Below are 18029 nucleotides of genomic sequence, written 5' to 3' on the forward strand. Positions count from 1 at the left end.
CCTTGTCTGTAAACGGAGCGAACCCGCTTCGTGACGCACAGGACCGGCGGCTCCCGCGCATCGCGGGGCCGTCCGGCCTGGTCATTTTCGGCGTTACGGGTGACCTGTCGCGCAAGAAGCTGATGCCCGCCGTCTACGACCTCGCGAACCGCGGCCTGCTGCCTCCGGGCTTCTCGCTGATCGGTTTCGCCCGGCGCGAGTGGCAGGACGAGGATTTCGCCCAGGAGGTGCACGACGCGGTCAAGCAGCACGCCCGTACGCCCTTCCGTGAGGAGGTCTGGCAGCAGCTGGTACAGGGCTGCCGGTTCGTCCAGGGCGATTTCGACGACGACGAGGCGTTCGAGACGCTGAAGTCGACCATCGAGGAGCTGGACAAGGCCCAGGGCACGGGCGGCAACTTCGCCTTCTACCTGTCCGTCCCGCCCAAGTTCTTCCCCAAGGTCGTCGCCCAGCTCAAGAAGCACGGGCTGGCGGACCAGAAGGAGGGCTCCTGGCGGCGCGCGGTCATCGAGAAGCCGTTCGGGCACGACCTGACCAGTGCCCAGGAGCTCAACCAGCTGGTGCACGACGTCTTCCCGCCCAACGAGGTCTTCCGGATCGACCACTACCTCGGCAAGGAGACCGTCCAGAACATCCTGGCGCTCCGCTTCGCGAACACGATGTTCGAGCCGATCTGGAACCGGTCGTACGTGGACCACGTACAGATCACCATGGCCGAGGACATCGGCATCGGCGGCCGGGCCGGGTACTACGACGGCATCGGCGCCGCGCGTGACGTCATCCAGAACCACCTGCTCCAGCTGCTCGCGCTGACCGCGATGGAGGAGCCCGGCTCCTTCCACCCCAAGGCGCTGGTCGCGGAGAAGCTCAAGGTCCTGACGGCCGTCGAGCTGCCGGAGGACCTGGGCAAGCACACCGTGCGCGGCCAGTACTCGGCCGCGTGGCAGGGGGGCGAGAAGGTCGTCGGCTACCTCGAAGAGGACGGCATCGACCCCAAGTCGAAGACCGACACCTACGCCGCGATCCGCCTGGAGATCAACAACCGCCGCTGGGCGGGCGTGCCGTTCTACCTGCGGACGGGCAAGCGCCTGGGCCGCCGGGTGACGGAGATCGCGGTGGTCTTCAAGCGCGCTCCGTACCTGCCCTTCGAGTCGGGCGCGACCGAGGAGCTGGGGCAGAACGCCCTGGTCATCCGGGTCCAGCCGGACGAGGGCGTGACGGTCCGCTTCGGCTCCAAGGTTCCGGGCACCTCCATGGAGGTCCGGGACGTCACGATGGACTTCGCCTACGGCGAGTCCTTCACGGAGTCGAGCCCCGAGGCGTACGAACGTCTGATCCTGGACGTTCTCCTCGGCGACGCGAACCTCTTCCCGCGCCACCAGGAGGTCGAGCTGTCCTGGAACATCCTCGACCCGATCGAGAAGTACTGGGACACGCACGGCAAGCCCGCGCAGTACCCCGCGGGCACCTGGGGACCGGTCGAGGCGGACGAGATGCTCGCACGAGACGGACGGAGCTGGCGCCGGCCATGAAGATCGACCTCACGGAGACCACCTCCAGCAAGATCAACGCCGCGTTGGTGCAGGCGCGCCGGGACATCGGCACGCCGGCCATCGGCATGGTCCTCACGCTGGTGATCGTGACGGACGAGGAGAACGCGTACGACGCGCTCAAGTCGGCCACCGACGCGGCCCACGAGCACCCCTCGCGGATCCTCGTCGTGATCAAGCGGGTCAGCCGCTCGCCACGCAGTCGCCGTGATGCCCGGCTCGACGCGGAACTCCGCGTCGGGGCCGACTCCGGCTCTGGCGAAACGGTTGTGCTGCGGCTGCACGGGGAGCTGGTGGACCACGCGCAGTCGGTGGTCCTCCCGCTGCTGCTGCCGGACGCCCCGGTGGTCGTGTGGTGGCCGCAGGGCGCGCCGGCGGACCTGGCGGGCGATCCGTTGGGAGCCCTGGCCCAGCGCCGGATCACGGACACCTACGCGTCCGAGGAGCCCGTCGGGGCCCTCGCCGGCCGGGCGGCCGCCTACGCGCCCGGCGACACGGACCTGTCCTGGACCCGGATCACCCCGTGGCGCTCGATGCTGGCGGCCGCGCTCGACCAGCAGAAGGCGCTGCGGATCGTCTCCGCCACGGTCGAGGGCGAGGACGAGAACCCGAGCTGCGAGCTGCTGGCCATGTGGCTGGCGGACCGCCTCGAGGTCCCCGTCACCCGGACCCACTCCGACGGCCCGGGTCTGACGGCCGTACGCCTGGAGACCAAGGACGGCGCGATCGTCCTGGACCGGGCGGACGGGGCGCTGGCCACCCTGTGCATGCCGGGGCAGCCCGACCGCGCGGTGGCGCTCAAGCGCCGCGACACGGCCGAGCTGCTGGCGGAGGAACTGCGCCGGCTGGACCCGGACAACACCTACGAGGCCTCGCTGAAGTTCGGCGTGGCCGGCCTGGCGACCGGACCGGTGGACGCTCCGGCGGCCGCCCCCGCGGAGCCCGCGGCCGAGGCTCCCGCGAAGAAGGCCCCGGCGGCGAAGTCCGCCGCGGCCAAGCCGGCGGCGAAGAAGACCGCCGCCAAGTGAGCACGGCGTGCCGCCGTACGCGCCCCCGCACCGGGGCGGGTACGGCGGCACACCCGCTTCCCGGCCCGTGCGCTCCCCCGGACGCCCGGGCGCGGCGCGCGTCCGTACCACCCCCGAACCCGACCACGAAGGCGGCATCATCATGGGCATGACGACTCCTCAGGTCGTCGTCCACCGGGACAAGGATCTGATGGCGCAGGCGGCCGCGGCCCGCCTGATCACAAAGATCGTCGACGCCCAGGCCGCCCGCGGCAGCGCGTCGGTCGTCCTCACCGGTGGGCGCAACGGCAACGGCCTGCTGGCCGCCCTCGCCGCCGCCCCCGCCCGGGACGCGATCGACTGGGCCCGCCTGGACCTGTGGTGGGGCGACGAGCGCTACGTCCCCGCCGACGACCCCGAGCGCAACCACACGCAGGCCCGCGCGGCCCTGCTGGACACCGTCCCGGTCGACCCGGCGCGCGTGCACGTCATGCCCGCCTCCGACGGCCCGTACGGCTCGGACGTGGACGCGGCCGCCGCGGCCTACGCCGAGGAGCTGCGCAAGGCCTCCGCGCCGGAGGACCACGGCCCCGTCCCCCGGTTCGACGTGCTGATGCTGGGCGTGGGCCCGGACACCCACGTGGCGTCCCTGTTCCCCGAGCACCCCGCCGCCCGGGAGACCCAGCGCACGGTGGTCGGCGTGCACGGCGCCCCCAAGCCGCCGCCCACCCGGATCTCCCTCACCCTCCCGGCCATCCGGGCCGCCCGCGAGGTGTGGCTGCTGGCCGCCGGCGAGGACAAGGCGGGCGCGGTGGCCGTCGCGCTCGGCGGCGCGGGCGAGGTCCAGGCCCCGGCCGCCGCCGCATACGGGCGCTCGCGCACCCTGTGGCTGCTGGACCGCGCGGCCGCGGCGAAGCTGCCGTCCGCGATGTACCCCCCGGCTTCCGCCTGAGGAACCCGGCGCACGACGGGAGCGCCCCGCACCGTCCCGGTGCGGGGCGCTCCTGCGTCCGTACGGCCCCGGGGGGGTCAGCGGCCGCGCAGCTCGCGGTACGTGGCCACCAGGGCCCGCGTGGAGGCGTCCAGGCCCGGGACCTCGGCGCCCTCCGTGAGCGCGGGCTCGATCCGCTTGGCGAGGACCTTGCCCAGCTCCACGCCCCACTGGTCGAAGGAGTCGATGTTCCACACCGCGCCCTGGACGAACACCTTGTGCTCGTACAGCGCGATCAGCTGGCCCAGTACCGACGGGGACAGGTCCTGCGCGAGGATCGTGGTCGTCGGGTGGTTCCCGCGGAAGGTCTTGTGCGGGACCAGCGCCTCGGGGACGCCCTCCGCGCGGACCTCGTCCGGAGTCTTGCCGAAAGCCAGGGCCTGCGTCTGCGCGAAGAAGTTCGCCATCAGCAGGTCGTGCTGGGCGGCGAGGGCCGGGGAGAGCGTCGGGACCGGGCGGGCGAAACCGATGAAGTCCGCCGGGATCAGCTTCGTGCCCTGGTGGAGCAACTGGTAGTACGCGTGCTGCCCGTTGGTGCCGGGCGTGCCCCACACGACGGGACCGGTCTGCCAGTCCACCGGCTCGCCCTCGCGGTCCACGGACTTGCCGTTGGACTCCATGTCCAGCTGCTGCAAGTAGGCCGTGAACCGGGAGAGGTAGTGGCTGTACGGGAGCACGGCGTGCGCCTGCGCGTCGTGGAAGCCGCCGTACCAGATGCCCAACAGGCCCATCAGCAGAGGGGCGTTGCGCTCCGGCGGCGCGGTGCGGAAGTGCTCGTCCATCGTGCGGAAGCCGTGGAGCATCTCGCCGAAGGCGGCGGGACCGATCGCGATCATCAGCGAGAGGCCGATGGCCGAGTCGAAGGAGTAGCGGCCGCCGACCCAGTCCCAGAACTCGAACATGTTGTCCGCGTCGATGCCGAAGTCGGTGACCTTCTCGGCGTTGGTCGACAGGGCGACGAAGTGCCGCGCCACGGCCGCCTTGTCCCCGCCGAGGCCCGCGAGCAGCCATTCCCGCGCCGAGGTGGCGTTGGTGATCGTCTCGATGGTGGTGAAGGTCTTCGAGGCGACGATGAAGAGGGTCTCGGCCGGGTCCAGGCCCTGGAGCGCCTCGTGCAGGTCCGCGCCGTCCACGTTGGAGACGAAGCGCAGGTTCAGCTGCCGGTCGCTGAAGGCGCGCAGCGCCTCGTACGCCATCGCCGGACCGAGGTCGGAGCCGCCGATGCCGATGTTGACGACGTTCTTGATGCGCTTGCCGGTGAAGCCGAGCCACTCGCCGGACCTGACCCGGTCGGCGAAGCCGCCCATCTTCGCCAGTACGGCGTGGACGGCGGGGACGACGTTCTCCCCGTCGACCTCGACCACCGCGTCCGGCGCGGCGCGCAGCGCGGTGTGCAGGACCGCGCGGTCCTCGGTCGTGTTGATCTTCTCGCCGCTGAACATCCGCTCGCGCAGCTCCGCCACGCCCGTCGCGGCCGCCAGTTCACGCAGCAGCTGGAGCGTCTCGTCGGTCACGAGGTGCTTCGAGTAGTCGATGTGCAGGTCGCCGGCCCGCAGGGTGTAACCGGAGCCCCGGCCCGGGTCGGCTTCGAACAGCTCCCGCAGATGCGTCTGCCCCAGCTCGTCCCGGTGCTTGCCGAGTGCCAGCCACTCCGGCGTCCGGTTGAGCCTCGTACGTCCGTCTGCGTTCATCTCGGACATCAACCCACTTCTTCCGTCCTGTTGTGCCCCGCCGTACTCCAACCTAAGGGATCAGAAGGCGGACAACACACACAAAGAGACCCGGCCCGCGGAAGAAGCTCTTCCGCGGGCCGGGCCGACGTCTTGGGTCGTCGCCGTGGGGCGCGCCGCTCAGATCTCGCCGCGGAGCTTGGCGAGGGCTTCGGCGAGGATCGCCTCGCCGTCCGCGTCCGTGCGGCGCTCGCGTACGTACGCCAGGTGCGTCTTGTACGGCTCGGTGCGCGGGGGCGCCGGAGGGCTGTCCCGGTCCTGGCCCGCCGGGAACCCGCAGCGCGGGCAGTCCCAGGTGTCCGGCACCTGTGCGTCGCTGGCGAAGCTGGGCTGCGTCTCGTGCCCGTTCGAGCACCAGAAGGAGATGCGCAGGCGGGGCGCGGACTCGCCGCGCTCGGCCTCGCCCATCGGCCCCGCTCCGACCCGACTTCCACGGATCGCGTTGCCACTTGCCACGGTCGTAACTCCCTGCGTGATGGTGCCGCGAAGCGTGAATGGAATTCCGCCGCGGGCGCCCCAGTCTACGTAAGGCCCAACGCGCGTCCAGTGACCGGAGTTACTACTTCCGGACCACTGACGCGGACCTCATGATAGATCGGGCGGAGCCTGCCGGACCGATGAAATGGCCGGATCGCTCAGTTGCCGTTCGACTTCATGAGCAGGCCGAGCGCGATGATGCAGGCGAACCAGAGCAGACCGATCACCATCGTGATGCGGTCGAGGTTGCGCTCGGCGACCGAGGAGCCGCCGACGGACGACTGCATGCCGCCTCCGAACATGTCGGAGAGACCGCCGCCCTTGCCCTTGTGCATCAGCACCAGGAGCATCAGCAGCAGGCTGAAGACGACCAGGGCGATCGAGAACCCCATAATCACGGCTGATTCCTACTTTCTGACATTCCCTGGTGTGCTGTGAACCCCGACGGGGGCCGGCGGCTGTTGGTCCAGCCTGCCGGCCCCCGCAAGGGTACGACGGATCCGTGCTACCGCATACTCGCTGCGACGATCAAGCAGCTCACTGGTCGCGGAAGCGGACGATCTTGACGAACTCGTCGGCGTCCAGCGCCGCCCCGCCGACCAGGGCGCCGTCGACATCGGGCTGCGCCATGATCGCGGCGATGTTGCCGGACTTGACCGAGCCGCCGTACTGGATGCGGACCTTGTCGGCCACGTCCTGCGAGTACAGCTCCGCGAGGCGGGTGCGGATCGCCCCGCAGACCTCCTGCGCGTCGTCGGGGGTGGCGACCTCACCGGTACCGATGGCCCAGACGGGCTCGTAGGCGATGACGATGGACTCGACCTGCTCGGCCGGGATGTCCTTGAGGCCGCCGTCGAGCTGGGCCAGCGTGTACGGGACCTGCTCGCCGGCCTTGCGGACGTCCAGGCCCTCGCCGACGCACAGGATCGGGGTGATCCCGTTCGCGTAGGCGGCCTTGACCTTGGCGTTGCAGAGCTCGTCGCTCTCGCCGTGGTACTGGCGGCGCTCGCTGTGACCGACGGCCACGAACGTGCACTTCAGCTTCGCCAGCATCGCGCCGGAGATCTCGCCGGTGTACGCGCCGGACTCGTGCGCCGAGATGTCCTGGGCGCCGTACTTGATCTTCAGCTTGTCGCCGTCGACCAGGGTCTGGACGGAGCGCAGGTCGACGAAGGGCGGCAGGACCGCGACCTCGACGGCGTCGTAGTCCTTGTCGGCGAGCGCGAAGGCGAGCTTCTGGGTGTGTGCGATGGCCTCGAGGTGGTTGAGGTTCATCTTCCAGTTGCCGGCCATGAGGGGAGTGCGCGTGGTCATACGGGGTCAGACCTCCAGAGCGGCGATGCCGGGGAGCGTCTTGCCCTCGAGGTATTCGAGGGACGCGCCGCCACCGGTCGAGATGTGGCCGAAAGCGTTCTCGTCGAAGCCGAGCGTGCGCACGGCGGCGGCGGAGTCTCCGCCACCGACGACGGTGAACGCGTCGCTGTCGACGAGGGCCTGCGCGATCGCGCGGGTGCCGCCGGCGTAGTCGGGGTGCTCGAAGACGCCCACGGGACCGTTCCAGAACACGGTCTCGGCGTCGGCGATCTTCGAGGCGTACAGCTCACGGGTCCTGGGACCGATGTCCAGACCCTCCTTGTCGGCGGGGATCTTGTCCGCGTCGACGGTGACGAATTCCGCCGGGGTCTTGCCCTTGAGGTCGGGGAAGTCCGTGGAGGCGAGGATGTCGACCGGCAGGACCAGCTCGACGCCGTTCTTCTCGGCCCGCTCCATGTACTCCTTGACGACGTCCACCTGGTCCTTCTGGAGCAGGGAGATGCCGACCTCGTAGCCCTTGGCGTAGAGGAAGGTGTACGCCATGCCGCCGCCGATGAGGATGCGGTCGGCCTTGCCGAGCAGCTGGTCGATGACGGCGAGCTTGTCGGAGACCTTGGCGCCGCCGAGGATCACGACGTACGGACGCTTGACCTCGTCGGTCAGCTTCTTCAGGACGGCGACCTCGGTGGCGATCAGGTAACCGGCCGCGTGCGGGAGGCGCGCGGGGAGGTCGAAGACCGAGGCGTGCTTGCGGTGGACGGCGCCGAAGCCGTCGCCGACGTAGACGTCGGCCAGCTCGGCGAGCTGGTCCGCGAAGGCGCCGCGCTCGGCGTCGTCCTTCGCGGTCTCACCGGCGTTGAAGCGCAGGTTCTCGATGACGGCGACCTGGCCGTCGGCGAGGGCGGCGACCGTCTCCTTGGCGGAGGAGCCGACGGTGTCGGTCGCGAACGCCACGTCCTGGCCGAGCAGCTCACCGAGCCGCGCGGCGGCGGGCGCCAGCGAGAAGGCCGGGTCCGGGGCGCCCTTGGGGCGGCCCAGGTGGGACGCGACGATGACGCGGGCGCCGGCGGAGGCGAGCTTCGCGATCGTCGGCTGGACGGCGCGGATGCGGCCGTCGTCCGTGATCTCCGTACCGGCGAGCGGCACGTTCAGGTCGGCGCGGACGAAGACCCGCTTGCCGGTGACGCCCTCGGCGAGAAGTTCGTCGATCGTCTTCATATGTATTTCTGCTCCTTATCCCCATACATGGCTTTCGCCTGTGCGGAGCGAGAGGTACGAGGCAAACAACAGGGCCCGCACAGCGCTTCATCGCGCTGTCCGAGCCCTGGTGCTTCACATCGCGGTGCCTGCCCTGAAGATTAGAGCTGGCCGCCGACGAAGACGGTGAGGTCGACGAGACGGTTGGAGTAACCCCACTCGTTGTCGTACCAGCCGATGACCTTGACGCTCTTGCCCTGGACCATGGTCAGGGAGGAGTCGAAGGTGCAGGAGAACGGCCAGTTCACGATGTCGGAGGAGACGATCGCGTCCTCGGTGTAGTCGAGGATGCCCTTCAGCTGGCCCTGGGAGGCCTTCAGGAAGGCGGCGTTGACCTCTTCCTTGGTGGTCTCGCGCTCCAGCTCGATGACGAGGTCGGTCACGGAACCCGTGGGAACCGGGACGCGCATCGCGATGCCGTCGAGCTTGCCGGCCAGCTCCGGGATCACCAGCGCGGTGGCCTTGGCGGCACCGGTGGTGGTCGGGATGATGTTCTCGGCGGCGGCGCGGGCGCGGCGCAGGTCCGAGTGCGGGAAGTCCAGGATGCGCTGGTCGTTCGTGTACGCGTGGACCGTCGTCATCATGCCCTTGACGATGCCGAAGTTCTCGAGGAGGACCTTGGCCATCGGCGCCACGCAGTTGGTGGTGCAGGAGGCGTTGGAGATGACGTGGTGGTTGGCCGCGTCGTACTTCTCCTGGTTGACGCCCATCACGATCGTGATGTCCTCGTCCTTGGCCGGAGCCGAGATGAGGACCTTCTTCGCGCCCGCGGCGATGTGCTTCGCGGCGTCGGCCTTCTTGGTAAAGATGCCGGTCGACTCGATGACGATGTCCGCGCCCAGCTCGCCCCAGGGGAGGTTCGCGGGGTCGCGCTCGGCGAAGGTCTTGAAGGTGTTGCCGCCGACCGTGATGGTGTCGTCGGTGTGCGAGACCTCGGCCTTGAGGCGGCCCAGGATGGTGTCGTACTTGAGCAGATGCACCAGGGTCGCGTTGTCAGTCAGGTCGTTGACACCGACGATCTCGATGTCCGCTCCCTGCTCCAGGAGCGCCCGGAAGTAGTTACGGCCAATTCGGCCAAAACCATTGATGCCTACGCGGATCGTCACGAACCGATCTCCTCGTTGGTGCGCCGGCCTGTCCGCCGGCGAGCTGTATGGGATGTCCCCGACCGCTTATGACCCTACCTCTCCGTGAGCTTGGGGGTGACATCGGAAGGGGCCTGACACGCCCCGGCGGCCCGTACCACGCGCTCAGGTACGGGCCGTCGAGGACTTTCTGCCCCCTCACGCAGCGTGAGGGGCAGTGGGGTCGCAGGTCAGTGCTTCAGCGAGCGGAGCGCCTTACCGACGAGTACCGCTCGGTCCGCCGCGGCCGGCAGGTGCTCCAGGCCGAAGCCGAGGAGCACGGTATTACGCGTAGTCACCGCCGCGTAGGACTTGAACAGCTCCCCGGAGCGGGACCAATCTCCCGGAACTTCGGGACTTCCGGCAGGTGCGCCCTGCGCGGTCCAGGCCCCGAGCGAGGTCTCGAAGCCCTCGGCCGCCTGGTCGGCGCCGCCGACGGACAGCCGCGCCTCGTCGGCGAAGACCCCGCGGCCGCCGGTGCCGGGGTCGGTGATGGAGGAGAGGGAGACCTCGATGGTCTTGCCCGCGTACGGGCTGAGGTCGAAGGTGACCTGCTTCCAGCCGCCGGAGGACCCGGTGAAGCTGTTCCAGGCGCCGCTGCTGCCCTGCGCGGTGCAGCCGCCGCCCGCGAGGGTCAGATAGTGGCGCAGGAAGGGGTGGCCGTTGATGAAGAAGCCGCCCGCGCACTCCGCGGGGACCGTGGCGCTGGTCTGGCCGCCCAGGTCCGGCAGGGTGGTCCAGTCCTCGGCGCCCGTGGTGTGGGCCTCCAGGACGGCGTGGTCGTAGCCCGGTTCGGTGTCCCAGTTCAGGGCCATCTTGAGCTGCGGCCGGTCCGCGGCGGTGACCCCGGTGAGGTCGACCGTACGGACCAGGCGCTTCCAGTCGTTGTCGTTGTGGAGGGCCGAGGCCATCCAGGACCCGGCGTACGGGGCGTAGGGGTTGACGATGCCGTCGTACAGACCCCCCTGGGCGCTCTTGAACTGCGGGAACCTCGCGGCGGGCAGCGCGTCGGAGGTGACGCTGTACGAGCCGGGGCGGTCCAGCGGGTTGCCCGGGGCGTCGCCGAGCGCGCCCTTGGCCCCGCCGAGCGCGCCCGCGCCCGTGAAGCCCTTCGCGCCGGTGGCGTTGCTGCGGTCGTAGGCGCCGAGGTAGTACTGGCTGAAGTCGTCGGTGAGGGCGCGGCCGACCTTGGCGTCGCCGCCCGCCAGCTCACCGGCTTCGATCAGCTTGCCGCCCTCGTTGAGGAAGTCGCGCACCGCGAGCTGCGTGGCTCCGCCGGGCGCCTGGGCGCCGGTGTAGTGGACGGCCGTACCGAAGTGCGAGAGCACCCCGAGGTGGTGCGGCACGCCCTGGGTGGCGACGTCCCAGACGGCCGCGGAGCGTCCGTTGGCCCGCAGCGCGTCCACGTACGTCTGGGCCTGCTGGGCCTTGGCGCCTTCCTCCGCGATCACCAGGACGTCCGCGCGGGGCCGCTCGGCCACGCTGTAGGTGAAGTGCTCGCTGGAGACCTGGCGGGAGCCGTCGCGGCCGGTGAACCAGACCTCGACCTTGTCCCCGGGCCGGGTGCCCCCGACGGAGGCGCGGTATTCGTCGTACCAGTTGTTGTCGTCGCCGCCGTAGGTCTGGCCGCCCTTCCAGGCCTTGAGGTCCTCGTCGTGGACGCGGCCGCCGTTGATCCGGTAGTTGAGCTCCTTGTCCTTCAGCGCCTTGCGGGCGGTGACGGAGACCTTCTGGTCCTCACCGCGGGCGGCGTAGGAGGTGGTGAAGGGATCGGTCGTGAAGTCGGCGGCGTTCAGCCCCACCGAGGAGACGGGCTTGTCCGGGTGCGCGGCGGACTGGGCGACGGAGAGGGCGAAGGGGATGTTCTTCTGGAACTCCGCCTGGATGAGCTTCTCGTCGTCCGGGAAGTTGAAGCCGGAGGCGCAGTCCTCGGACTTCCACTGGTCGTTCGGGTCGCTGTCGGAGGCCGTCTGGCAGGTGGTCATCTCCGGCGTGAACATCATGACGCCGTTGACGTTGGCCGCGTGGCCGTCCGCCTCGCCGTTGGTGGTGTACAGCTCCGAGGAGACCTGCGGGTAGTAGCCGGGGATCGCGGAGTGCTCCGGGGTGCCGGCGAGGGCCTTGTAGGCCACGTCGTCGGGGGTCGGGGTGGCGACCTGCCAGCCCACGCCGTAGAGCAGCAGCTCGGCGGCGGAGTGGTAGTTCACGGCGTACCTGAAGCCGACGCGCTTCTCGAACGAGTCGAGGGCCACGGTCTCGGGCTCGGACTCCGCCTTGGGGCCGCGGTAGGTCTCGCTCGTCAGCTCCGCCGAGGAGCCCTCGTTGTCGTAGCCCCACTTGTAGGGGAAGTTGCGGTTCAGGTCGACGCCGTCGAGGGCGGTGTGCTTGCCGTCGCCGTTGTTGTCGCGCATGTTCTTGCGCCACAGCCGGTCGCCGTCGGGGGCGTGCGTGAAGTCGTAGCCGTCCGGGTTGGCGGAGAGGACGAACCACATCTCGGTGGAGTCGACCAGCTGCGTGACGCGCTGGTCCTTGCCGTAGTTGTCGAGGTAGTAGTGCATCAGCCGCCGGGTCATCTCGGGGGTGATCCACTCGCGGGCGTGCTGGTTCGACATGTACAGGACCGAGGGCTTGGAGCCGTCCCCGGTCTGCCGGGCGTTCTTGCTGACCTTGACGGCGAGGATGTCCTTGCCCTCGACGGTCTTGCCGATGGAGACGACCTTGGTGAGGCCCGGGTTGCTCTGCCCGGTCCTGACGATCTCCTCCTGGAGGCCGCCCTTGCCGCTGTAGGGGCGGAAGACCCCGTCTCCGGCTGCCTTGACCCGCGCGGTGGCCTGCGCCGGGACCTTGCGCTCGGCGAGCTTGACGCCCTGGGCGCCGAGCTTCTTGGCCTGCACCGTGGTGAGGAACAGCTCGACCTTGGCGGTGCCGTGCTCCGGCGCCTGTTCGTTCAGCTCGTGGGCGTCCTGGCCGGCGGCGAGGACCAGCGGAACCTGTTCTTTGGTGATGTCGGCGTCGTAGACCCGGACCTCGTCCGCGGCCGGTCCCGCCGTGGATCCGTTCTGGGCCTGGGCCGCCACCGGTACGGCGGCGAGTGAACCGAAGACGAGTGCGCTTGCGGCGAGGATCGATCTCGCGCGGTGCCTCATGTGCCCCCCTGGGCGTCGTCTGCCACGAAAGAGTTCGCACGACAGGCTCACGACCCCCACATGCCCATGTCAATGGGAAACGCCGAAAGGGGCCCGCACGGGATCGCGTGCGGGCCCCTTTCGGAGGAGGGCGGCCGGGGCCGCCCGGGCGGGCTCGGTCAGCCGACCAGGTTGTCCGCCATCTCATCGGCCTCGGAGAGGTTCGATTCGGTGCCCGGGATGCCCAGGTCCTGGGCCCGCTTGTCGGCCATCGCCAGCAGGCGCCGGATCCGGCCGGCGACCGCGTCCTTCGTCAGCGGCGGGTCGGCGAGCGCGCCCAGCTCCTCCAGGGAGGCCTGCTTGTGCTCCATGCGCAGCCGGCCGGCCGCCGCCAGGTGCTCGGGGACCTCGTCGGCGAGGATCTCCAGGGCGCGCTGGACGCGGGCTCCCGCGGCCACCGCGGCCCGGGCCGAGCGGCGCAGGTTGGCGTCGTCGAAGTTGGCGAGCCGGTTGGCGGTGGCGCGGACCTCGCGCCGCATCCGGCGCTCCTCCCATGCCAGCACCGAGTCGTGGGCGCCGAGGCGGGTCAGCAGGGCGCCGATCGCGTCGCCGTCGCGGACCACGACCCGGTCCACCCCGCGCACCTCGCGCGCCTTGGCGGCGATGGAGAGCCTGCGGGCGGCGCCCACCAGGGCCAGGGCGGCCTCCGGACCGGGGCAGGTGACCTCCAGGGAGGAGGACCGGCCCGGCTCGGTCAGCGAGCCGTGGGCCAGGAAGGCGCCGCGCCAGGCCGCCTCCGCGTCACAGGTCGCCCCGGAGACGACCTGCGGGGGCAGCCCGCGGATCGGGCGGCCGCGGCCGTCCACGAGCCCGGTCTGGCGGGCCAGCTGGTCGCCGCCCGCGACGACCCGGACGACGTACCGGTTGCCGCGGCGCAGCCCGCCGGGGGCCATGATCACCAGGTCCGAGGAGTGGCCGAAGATCTCCAGGATGTCCTTGCGCAGCCGCCGGGCGGCGATGCCCGCGTCCAGCTCCGCCTCGATGACAATGCGGCCGCTCACCAGGTGCAACCCGCCCGCGAACCGCAGAATCGCCGAGACCTCGGCCTTCCGGCAGCAGGTGCGGGTGACGGGCAGCCGGGCGATCTCATCCTTCACCGCGGGCGTCATCGCCATGGGCCGATCCTTCCATGCATCCGAAAAATACGGTCGTACGCGGCGGCCAACAGCTCCGGATCGTGCTTCGGAGCCCCGTCGGGCCTGGCCACCGGCGCCAGCTCGACCGCGGCACCGAACCGTTTTGCGGCATCGGAGAGGGACTCGCGGTCGGGCACGGCGGCCTCGTCGGCCAGCACCACGTCCAGGGCGAGTTTAGGGGCGTGTCGGGCCAAAACCTCCAAATGACGCTGCGGAGAGAAGCCCTCTGTTTCACCGGGTTGTGGCGCGAGGTTCAGCGAGAGCACCCGCCGGGCCTTCGTCTCGACCAGTGCGTCGAGCAGTTCGGGCACCAGCAGGTGCGGAATCACCGAGGAGAACCAGGAGCCCGGACCGAGCACCACCCAGTCCGCGTCCAGCACCGCGGCGACGGCCTCCGGCACGGCCGGCGGGTCGCTCGGCACCAGCTGTACGGACTGCACCTCGCCCGGGGTCAGCGCCACCGTGGCCTGCCCGCGCACGGTGTCCACCTCGTCCGGCCGGGCCGGGTCGTGGCCGCGCACCAGCGCCTGGAGCTCCAGCGGCACCGCGGACATGGGCAGCACCCGGCCGTGCGCGCCGAGCAGCTTGCCGACCAGGTCCAGGGCCTGCACCGGGTCGCCGAGCTTCTCCCACAGGGCGACGATCAGCAGGTTGCCGACCGCGTGCCCATGCAGGTCGCCGCGGGACTCGAAGCGGTGCTGGATGACCCGGGACCAGGTCTGGCCCCACTCGTCGTCGCCGCACAGCGCGGCCAGCGCCTTGCGCAGGTCGCCGGGCGGCAGGACGCCCAGCTCCTCGCGCAGCCGGCCGCTGGAGCCGCCGTCGTCGGCGACGGTGACCACGGCCGTGAGGTCACCGGTGATCCGCCGCAGCGCGGCGAGGGAGGCGGACAGGCCCATGCCGCCGCCGAGGGCGACGACCTTTGGCGTGACCGCCTCGGGCGCGACGCCGCGCCGCAGCCCGGCGGCCGGGGCGCTGGTGTCGCCGCGGCCGGCGGTCAGTCGGCGCAGCCGGCGCAGCCGCAGGCTCCTTCCGGTCACTCGCGCCCCATGTCCCGGTGGACGACGACGGTCTCGACTCCCTCGGAGGCGAGGCGGGCGGCGAGCTTCTCGGACATGGCGACGCTGCGGTGCTTGCCGCCGGTGCAGCCGACCGCGATGGTCACGTACCGCTTGCCCTCGCGGCGGTAGCCGGTGGCGATGAGCTGGAGCAGCTCGGTGTAGCGGTCGAGGAACTCCTTGGCGCCGGGCTGGCTGAAGACGTAGCCCGAGACCTCTTCGTTGAGCCCGGTGAAGGGGCGCAGCTCCGGGACCCAGTGCGGGTTGGGGATGAAGCGGCAGTCCACGACGAGGTCGGCGTCGACGGGCAGGCCGTACTTGTAGCCGAAGGACATGACGGTCGCCCGCAGCTCGGGCTCCTCGTCGCCCGCGAACTGGGCGTCCATCTTGGCGCGCAGCTCGTGCACGTTGAGGCTGGAGGTGTCGATGACGAGGTCGGCGTCACCGCGCAGCTCGCGCAGCAGGTCGCGCTCGGCGGCGATGCCGTCGACGATCCGGCCGTCGCCCTGGAGCGGGTGCGGACGGCGGACCGACTCGAAGCGGCGCACCAGCGCGTCGTCGGAGGACTCCAGGAACACGATGCGCCGGGTCACCCCGCGGGCCTCGAGGTCCGAGAGCGACTCGCGCAGCGCGTCGAAGAACTGGCGGCCGCGGACGTCGACGACGACGGCGATGCGCGCCACGTTGCCCTGGGAGCGGGCGCCCAGCTCCACCATGGTGGGGATCAGGGACGGGGGCAGGTTGTCGACGACGAACCAGCCCAGGTCCTCCAGGCACTTGGCGGCCGTACTGCGGCCGGCTCCGGACATGCCAGAGATGATCACCAGCTCGGGGATGGCCGCCTCGGCGGTATCGCCGGGCTCCACTGTCGTGCCCGTACTCACCTGTGCTCCGTCTCGGTCGCGCTCTGTGTCGTGCTCGGTCATTGCTCGCTCCCCCGTTCGGACGTTGCTCCCGCGGGCGCGGGGGCCTCGTCCTCAATGATCTCTCCTGTGGCCGTGTTGACGGCCGGAGCGGCGGGAGCCGCCTGGGCGAGGGCCACGGCCACGGTCTCGGCCGTCTTGCGGCCTATGCCCGGGACCTCGCAGATCTGGTCGATTGTCGCCTGTCTCAGCTTTTTCACCGAACCGAAGTGCTTGATCAGCGCCAGCCTGCGGCTCTCGCCCAGTCCGGGTACGTCGTCCAGCGGGCCGGAGCGCAGCCGCTTGGCCCGCTTGCCGCGCTGGTACTGGATGGCGAAGCGGTGGGCTTCGTCACGGACCCGCTGGAGCAGATACAGCCCCTCGCTGGTGCGGGGCAGCACCACCGGGTCGCTCTCGCCGGGCAGCCAGACCTCCTCCAGCCGTTTGGCGAGACCGCACACGGCGATGTCGTCGATGCCCAGCTCGGCCAGGGCCCGCTGGGCGGCGGCGACCTGTGGCTGGCCGCCGTCGACCACAACGAGCTGGGGCGGGTAGGCGAAACGCCTGGGACGGCCGTCATCCGTTTCCGCGGGGACCTCGCCGCCCACCTCGTCCTCGCCGTCGGCCGGCGACCACTCCCCCGTCCTGAGCTTCTCGCGGAGGTAGCGGCGGAAGCGGCGGGAGATGACCTCGTGCATGGAGCGGACGTCGTCCTGCCCCTCGAAGCTCTTGATCTCGAAGCGGCGGTACTCGCTCTTGCGGGGCAGGCCGTCCTCGAAGACCACCATGGAGGCCACCACGTCGTCACCCTGGAGGTGCGAGATGTCGAAGCACTCGATGCGCAGCGGGGCGGTGTCCAGCTCCAGCGCCTCGGCGATCTCCTCCAGGGCCCGGGAGCGGGTGGTCAGGTCACCCGCGCGCTTGGTCTTGTGCAGGGCCAGGGACTGCTGGGCGTTGCGGTGGACGGTCTCCATCAGGGACTTCTTGTCGCCGCGCTGCGGGATGCGCAGGCTGACCTGGGACCCGCGGCGGCCGCCGAGCCATTCGGCGACGGCGGGCGCGTCCTCGGGCAGGGCCGGGACCAGCACCTCCTTGGGCACCGCCTCGCCGCTCTCCTCGCCGTACAGCTGCTGGAGGGCGTGCTCGACCAGCCCGGCCGTGTCGACGGCCTCGACCTTGTCGGTGACCCAGCCGCGCTGGCCTCGCACCCGCCCGCCGCGGACGTGGAAGATCTGGACGGCCGCCTCCAGCTCGTCCTCGGCGACCGCGATCAGGTCGGCGTCGGTGGCGTCGGCGAGCACCACCGCGTTCTTCTCCATGGCGCGGCGCAGCGCCCCGATGTCGTCGCGGAGCCGGGCGGCCTTCTCGTACTCCATCTCCTCGGCGGCCTCCTGCATCTCTGCCTCGAGCCGGGTGAGGTAGGTGCCGGTGCGCCCGGCCATGAAGTCGCAGAAGTCCTCGGCCAGTTCCCGGTGCTCCTCGGGGGTGACCCGGCCCACGCAGGGGGCGGAGCACTTGCCGATGTAGCCCAGCAGGCAGGGGCGGCCGATCTGGGCGGAGCGCTTGAACACCCCGGCGGAGCAGGTGCGGACGGGGAACACCCGCAGCATCAGGTCGACGGTCTCGCGGATGGCCCAGGCGTGTCCGTACGGGCCGAAGTAGCGCACGCCCTTCTTCTTCGGGCCGCGCATGACCTGCACGCGGGGGTACTGCTCGTTGAGGGTGACGGCCAGCGACGGGTAGCTCTTGTCGTCCCGGTACTTGACGTTGAACCGGGGGTCGAACTCCTTGATCCAGGAGTACTCCAGCTGGAGCGCCTCGACCTCGGTGGAGACCACGGTCCACTCGACGGAGGCGGCCGTGGTCACCATGGTGGCGGTACGCGGGTGCAGCCCCGCCACGTCCTGGAAGTAACTGGCCAGGCGCTGGCGCAGGCTCTTGGCCTTCCCGACGTAGATCACCCGGTGGTGCTCGTCGCGGAATTTGTAGACCCCCGGGGAGTCGGGGACCTGTCCCGGTCTGGGGCGGTAGCTGGAAGGGTCGGCCATGGCATCAGCCTACTTGCGGCCTCTGACAACCGGGACGACCCCAACCCCGGCCCCGCCGGCGTTTGAGGCGCGGGGCACATCCGGCCCCGAGCCCGGCCAAACCCAGCCCCGCCGGCGTTTGAGGCGCCGGGCACATCCGGCCCCGGACCCGGCCAAACCCAGCCCCGCCGGCGTTTGAGGGAGGGCGTGCACGTCGTCCACCCAGTCGGCCGAGATCTCCCGGAACCAGGGGTTGATCCGGTCGGAGAAC

General features: G+C 70.7%; 14 protein-coding genes. 3 read left to right on the forward strand and 11 right to left on the reverse strand.

Annotated elements, in window-relative coordinates; translation table 11 throughout:
• The first annotated feature begins 2 nt into the window (after nucleotides 1–2).
• The 3 genes from zwf (at nucleotide 3) to pgl (ending at nucleotide 3509) form a co-directional block, all read left to right on the forward strand.
• On the forward strand, nucleotides 3–1532 hold the full coding sequence (gene zwf, locus ABT084_RS21605; RefSeq protein WP_351046236.1) for a glucose-6-phosphate dehydrogenase: 1530 nt from the start codon (nucleotides 3–5) through the stop codon (nucleotides 1530–1532).
• The gene (gene opcA / locus ABT084_RS21610; RefSeq protein ID WP_351046239.1) at nucleotides 1529–2578 is read left to right on the forward strand and encodes a glucose-6-phosphate dehydrogenase assembly protein OpcA; all 1050 of its coding nucleotides are present in this window, start codon (nucleotides 1529–1531) and stop codon (nucleotides 2576–2578) included. Before zwf ends, opcA begins: the two co-directional genes overlap by 4 nt.
• A gap of 148 nt (nucleotides 2579–2726) precedes the next feature.
• Nucleotides 2727–3509 carry a 6-phosphogluconolactonase gene (gene pgl / locus ABT084_RS21615; RefSeq protein ID WP_351046242.1) on the forward strand — a complete coding sequence of 261 codons (783 nt, stop codon included), beginning with the start codon at nucleotides 2727–2729 and terminating at the stop codon, nucleotides 3507–3509.
• Between the two features lie 77 nt (nucleotides 3510–3586).
• Here the strand turns inward: pgl and pgi are convergent, their stop codons facing one another.
• The 11 genes from pgi to uvrC all read right to left on the reverse strand — a co-directional run bounded on the left by pgi (nucleotide 3587) and on the right by uvrC (nucleotide 17779).
• Complete coding sequence (pgi, locus tag ABT084_RS21620) at nucleotides 3587–5239, reverse strand: glucose-6-phosphate isomerase (protein WP_351046281.1); 1653 nt, start codon at nucleotides 5237–5239, stop codon at nucleotides 3587–3589.
• 159 nt (nucleotides 5240–5398) lie between these two features.
• Entirely contained in the window at nucleotides 5399–5734 is a 336-nt protein-coding gene (locus ABT084_RS21625) for an RNA polymerase-binding protein RbpA (protein WP_008741068.1), read from the reverse strand.
• Nucleotides 5735–5913: 179 nt separating this feature from the next.
• A complete protein-coding gene (secG, locus tag ABT084_RS21630) occupies nucleotides 5914–6147 on the reverse strand; it encodes a preprotein translocase subunit SecG (protein WP_351046282.1) in 234 nt (77 codons plus the stop codon).
• A gap of 145 nt (nucleotides 6148–6292) precedes the next feature.
• Complete coding sequence (gene tpiA / locus ABT084_RS21635) at nucleotides 6293–7069, reverse strand: triose-phosphate isomerase (RefSeq protein ID WP_351046245.1); 777 nt, start codon at nucleotides 7067–7069, stop codon at nucleotides 6293–6295.
• A 6-nt stretch (nucleotides 7070–7075) separates the two neighbouring features.
• Nucleotides 7076–8287, reverse strand: a complete 1212-nt coding sequence (locus ABT084_RS21640; protein ID WP_351046248.1) for a phosphoglycerate kinase — start codon at nucleotides 8285–8287, stop codon at nucleotides 7076–7078.
• Nucleotides 8288–8427: 140 nt separating this feature from the next.
• Nucleotides 8428–9432, reverse strand: coding sequence for a type I glyceraldehyde-3-phosphate dehydrogenase (gene gap / locus ABT084_RS21645; protein WP_351046250.1), 1005 nt, complete (start codon nucleotides 9430–9432; stop codon nucleotides 8428–8430).
• Between the two features lie 209 nt (nucleotides 9433–9641).
• Nucleotides 9642–12596, reverse strand: a complete 2955-nt coding sequence (locus ABT084_RS21650; protein ID WP_351046252.1) for a M14 family metallopeptidase — start codon at nucleotides 12594–12596, stop codon at nucleotides 9642–9644.
• 158 nt (nucleotides 12597–12754) lie between these two features.
• The gene (gene whiA / locus ABT084_RS21655; protein ID WP_283452083.1) at nucleotides 12755–13750 is read right to left on the reverse strand and encodes a DNA-binding protein WhiA; all 996 of its coding nucleotides are present in this window, start codon (nucleotides 13748–13750) and stop codon (nucleotides 12755–12757) included.
• Nucleotides 13741–14811, reverse strand: a complete 1071-nt coding sequence (locus ABT084_RS21660) for a gluconeogenesis factor YvcK family protein (protein WP_351046255.1) — start codon at nucleotides 14809–14811, stop codon at nucleotides 13741–13743. The genes whiA and ABT084_RS21660 overlap by 10 nt, the downstream gene beginning before the upstream one ends.
• Entirely contained in the window at nucleotides 14808–15755 is a 948-nt protein-coding gene (gene rapZ / locus ABT084_RS21665; protein ID WP_351046258.1) for an RNase adapter RapZ, read from the reverse strand. The genes ABT084_RS21660 and rapZ overlap by 4 nt, the downstream gene beginning before the upstream one ends.
• Nucleotides 15752–17779: an excinuclease ABC subunit UvrC gene (uvrC, locus tag ABT084_RS21670; RefSeq protein ID WP_351046260.1), complete on the reverse strand. Its 2028-nt coding sequence runs from the start codon at nucleotides 17777–17779 to the stop codon at nucleotides 15752–15754. Before uvrC ends, rapZ begins: the two co-directional genes overlap by 4 nt.
• Between the last annotated feature and the right edge of the window lie 250 nt (nucleotides 17780–18029).

It is taken from the genome of Streptomyces sp. NPDC002138, assembly GCF_040296485.1.
GTDB lineage: Bacteria > Actinomycetota > Actinomycetes > Streptomycetales > Streptomycetaceae > Streptomyces.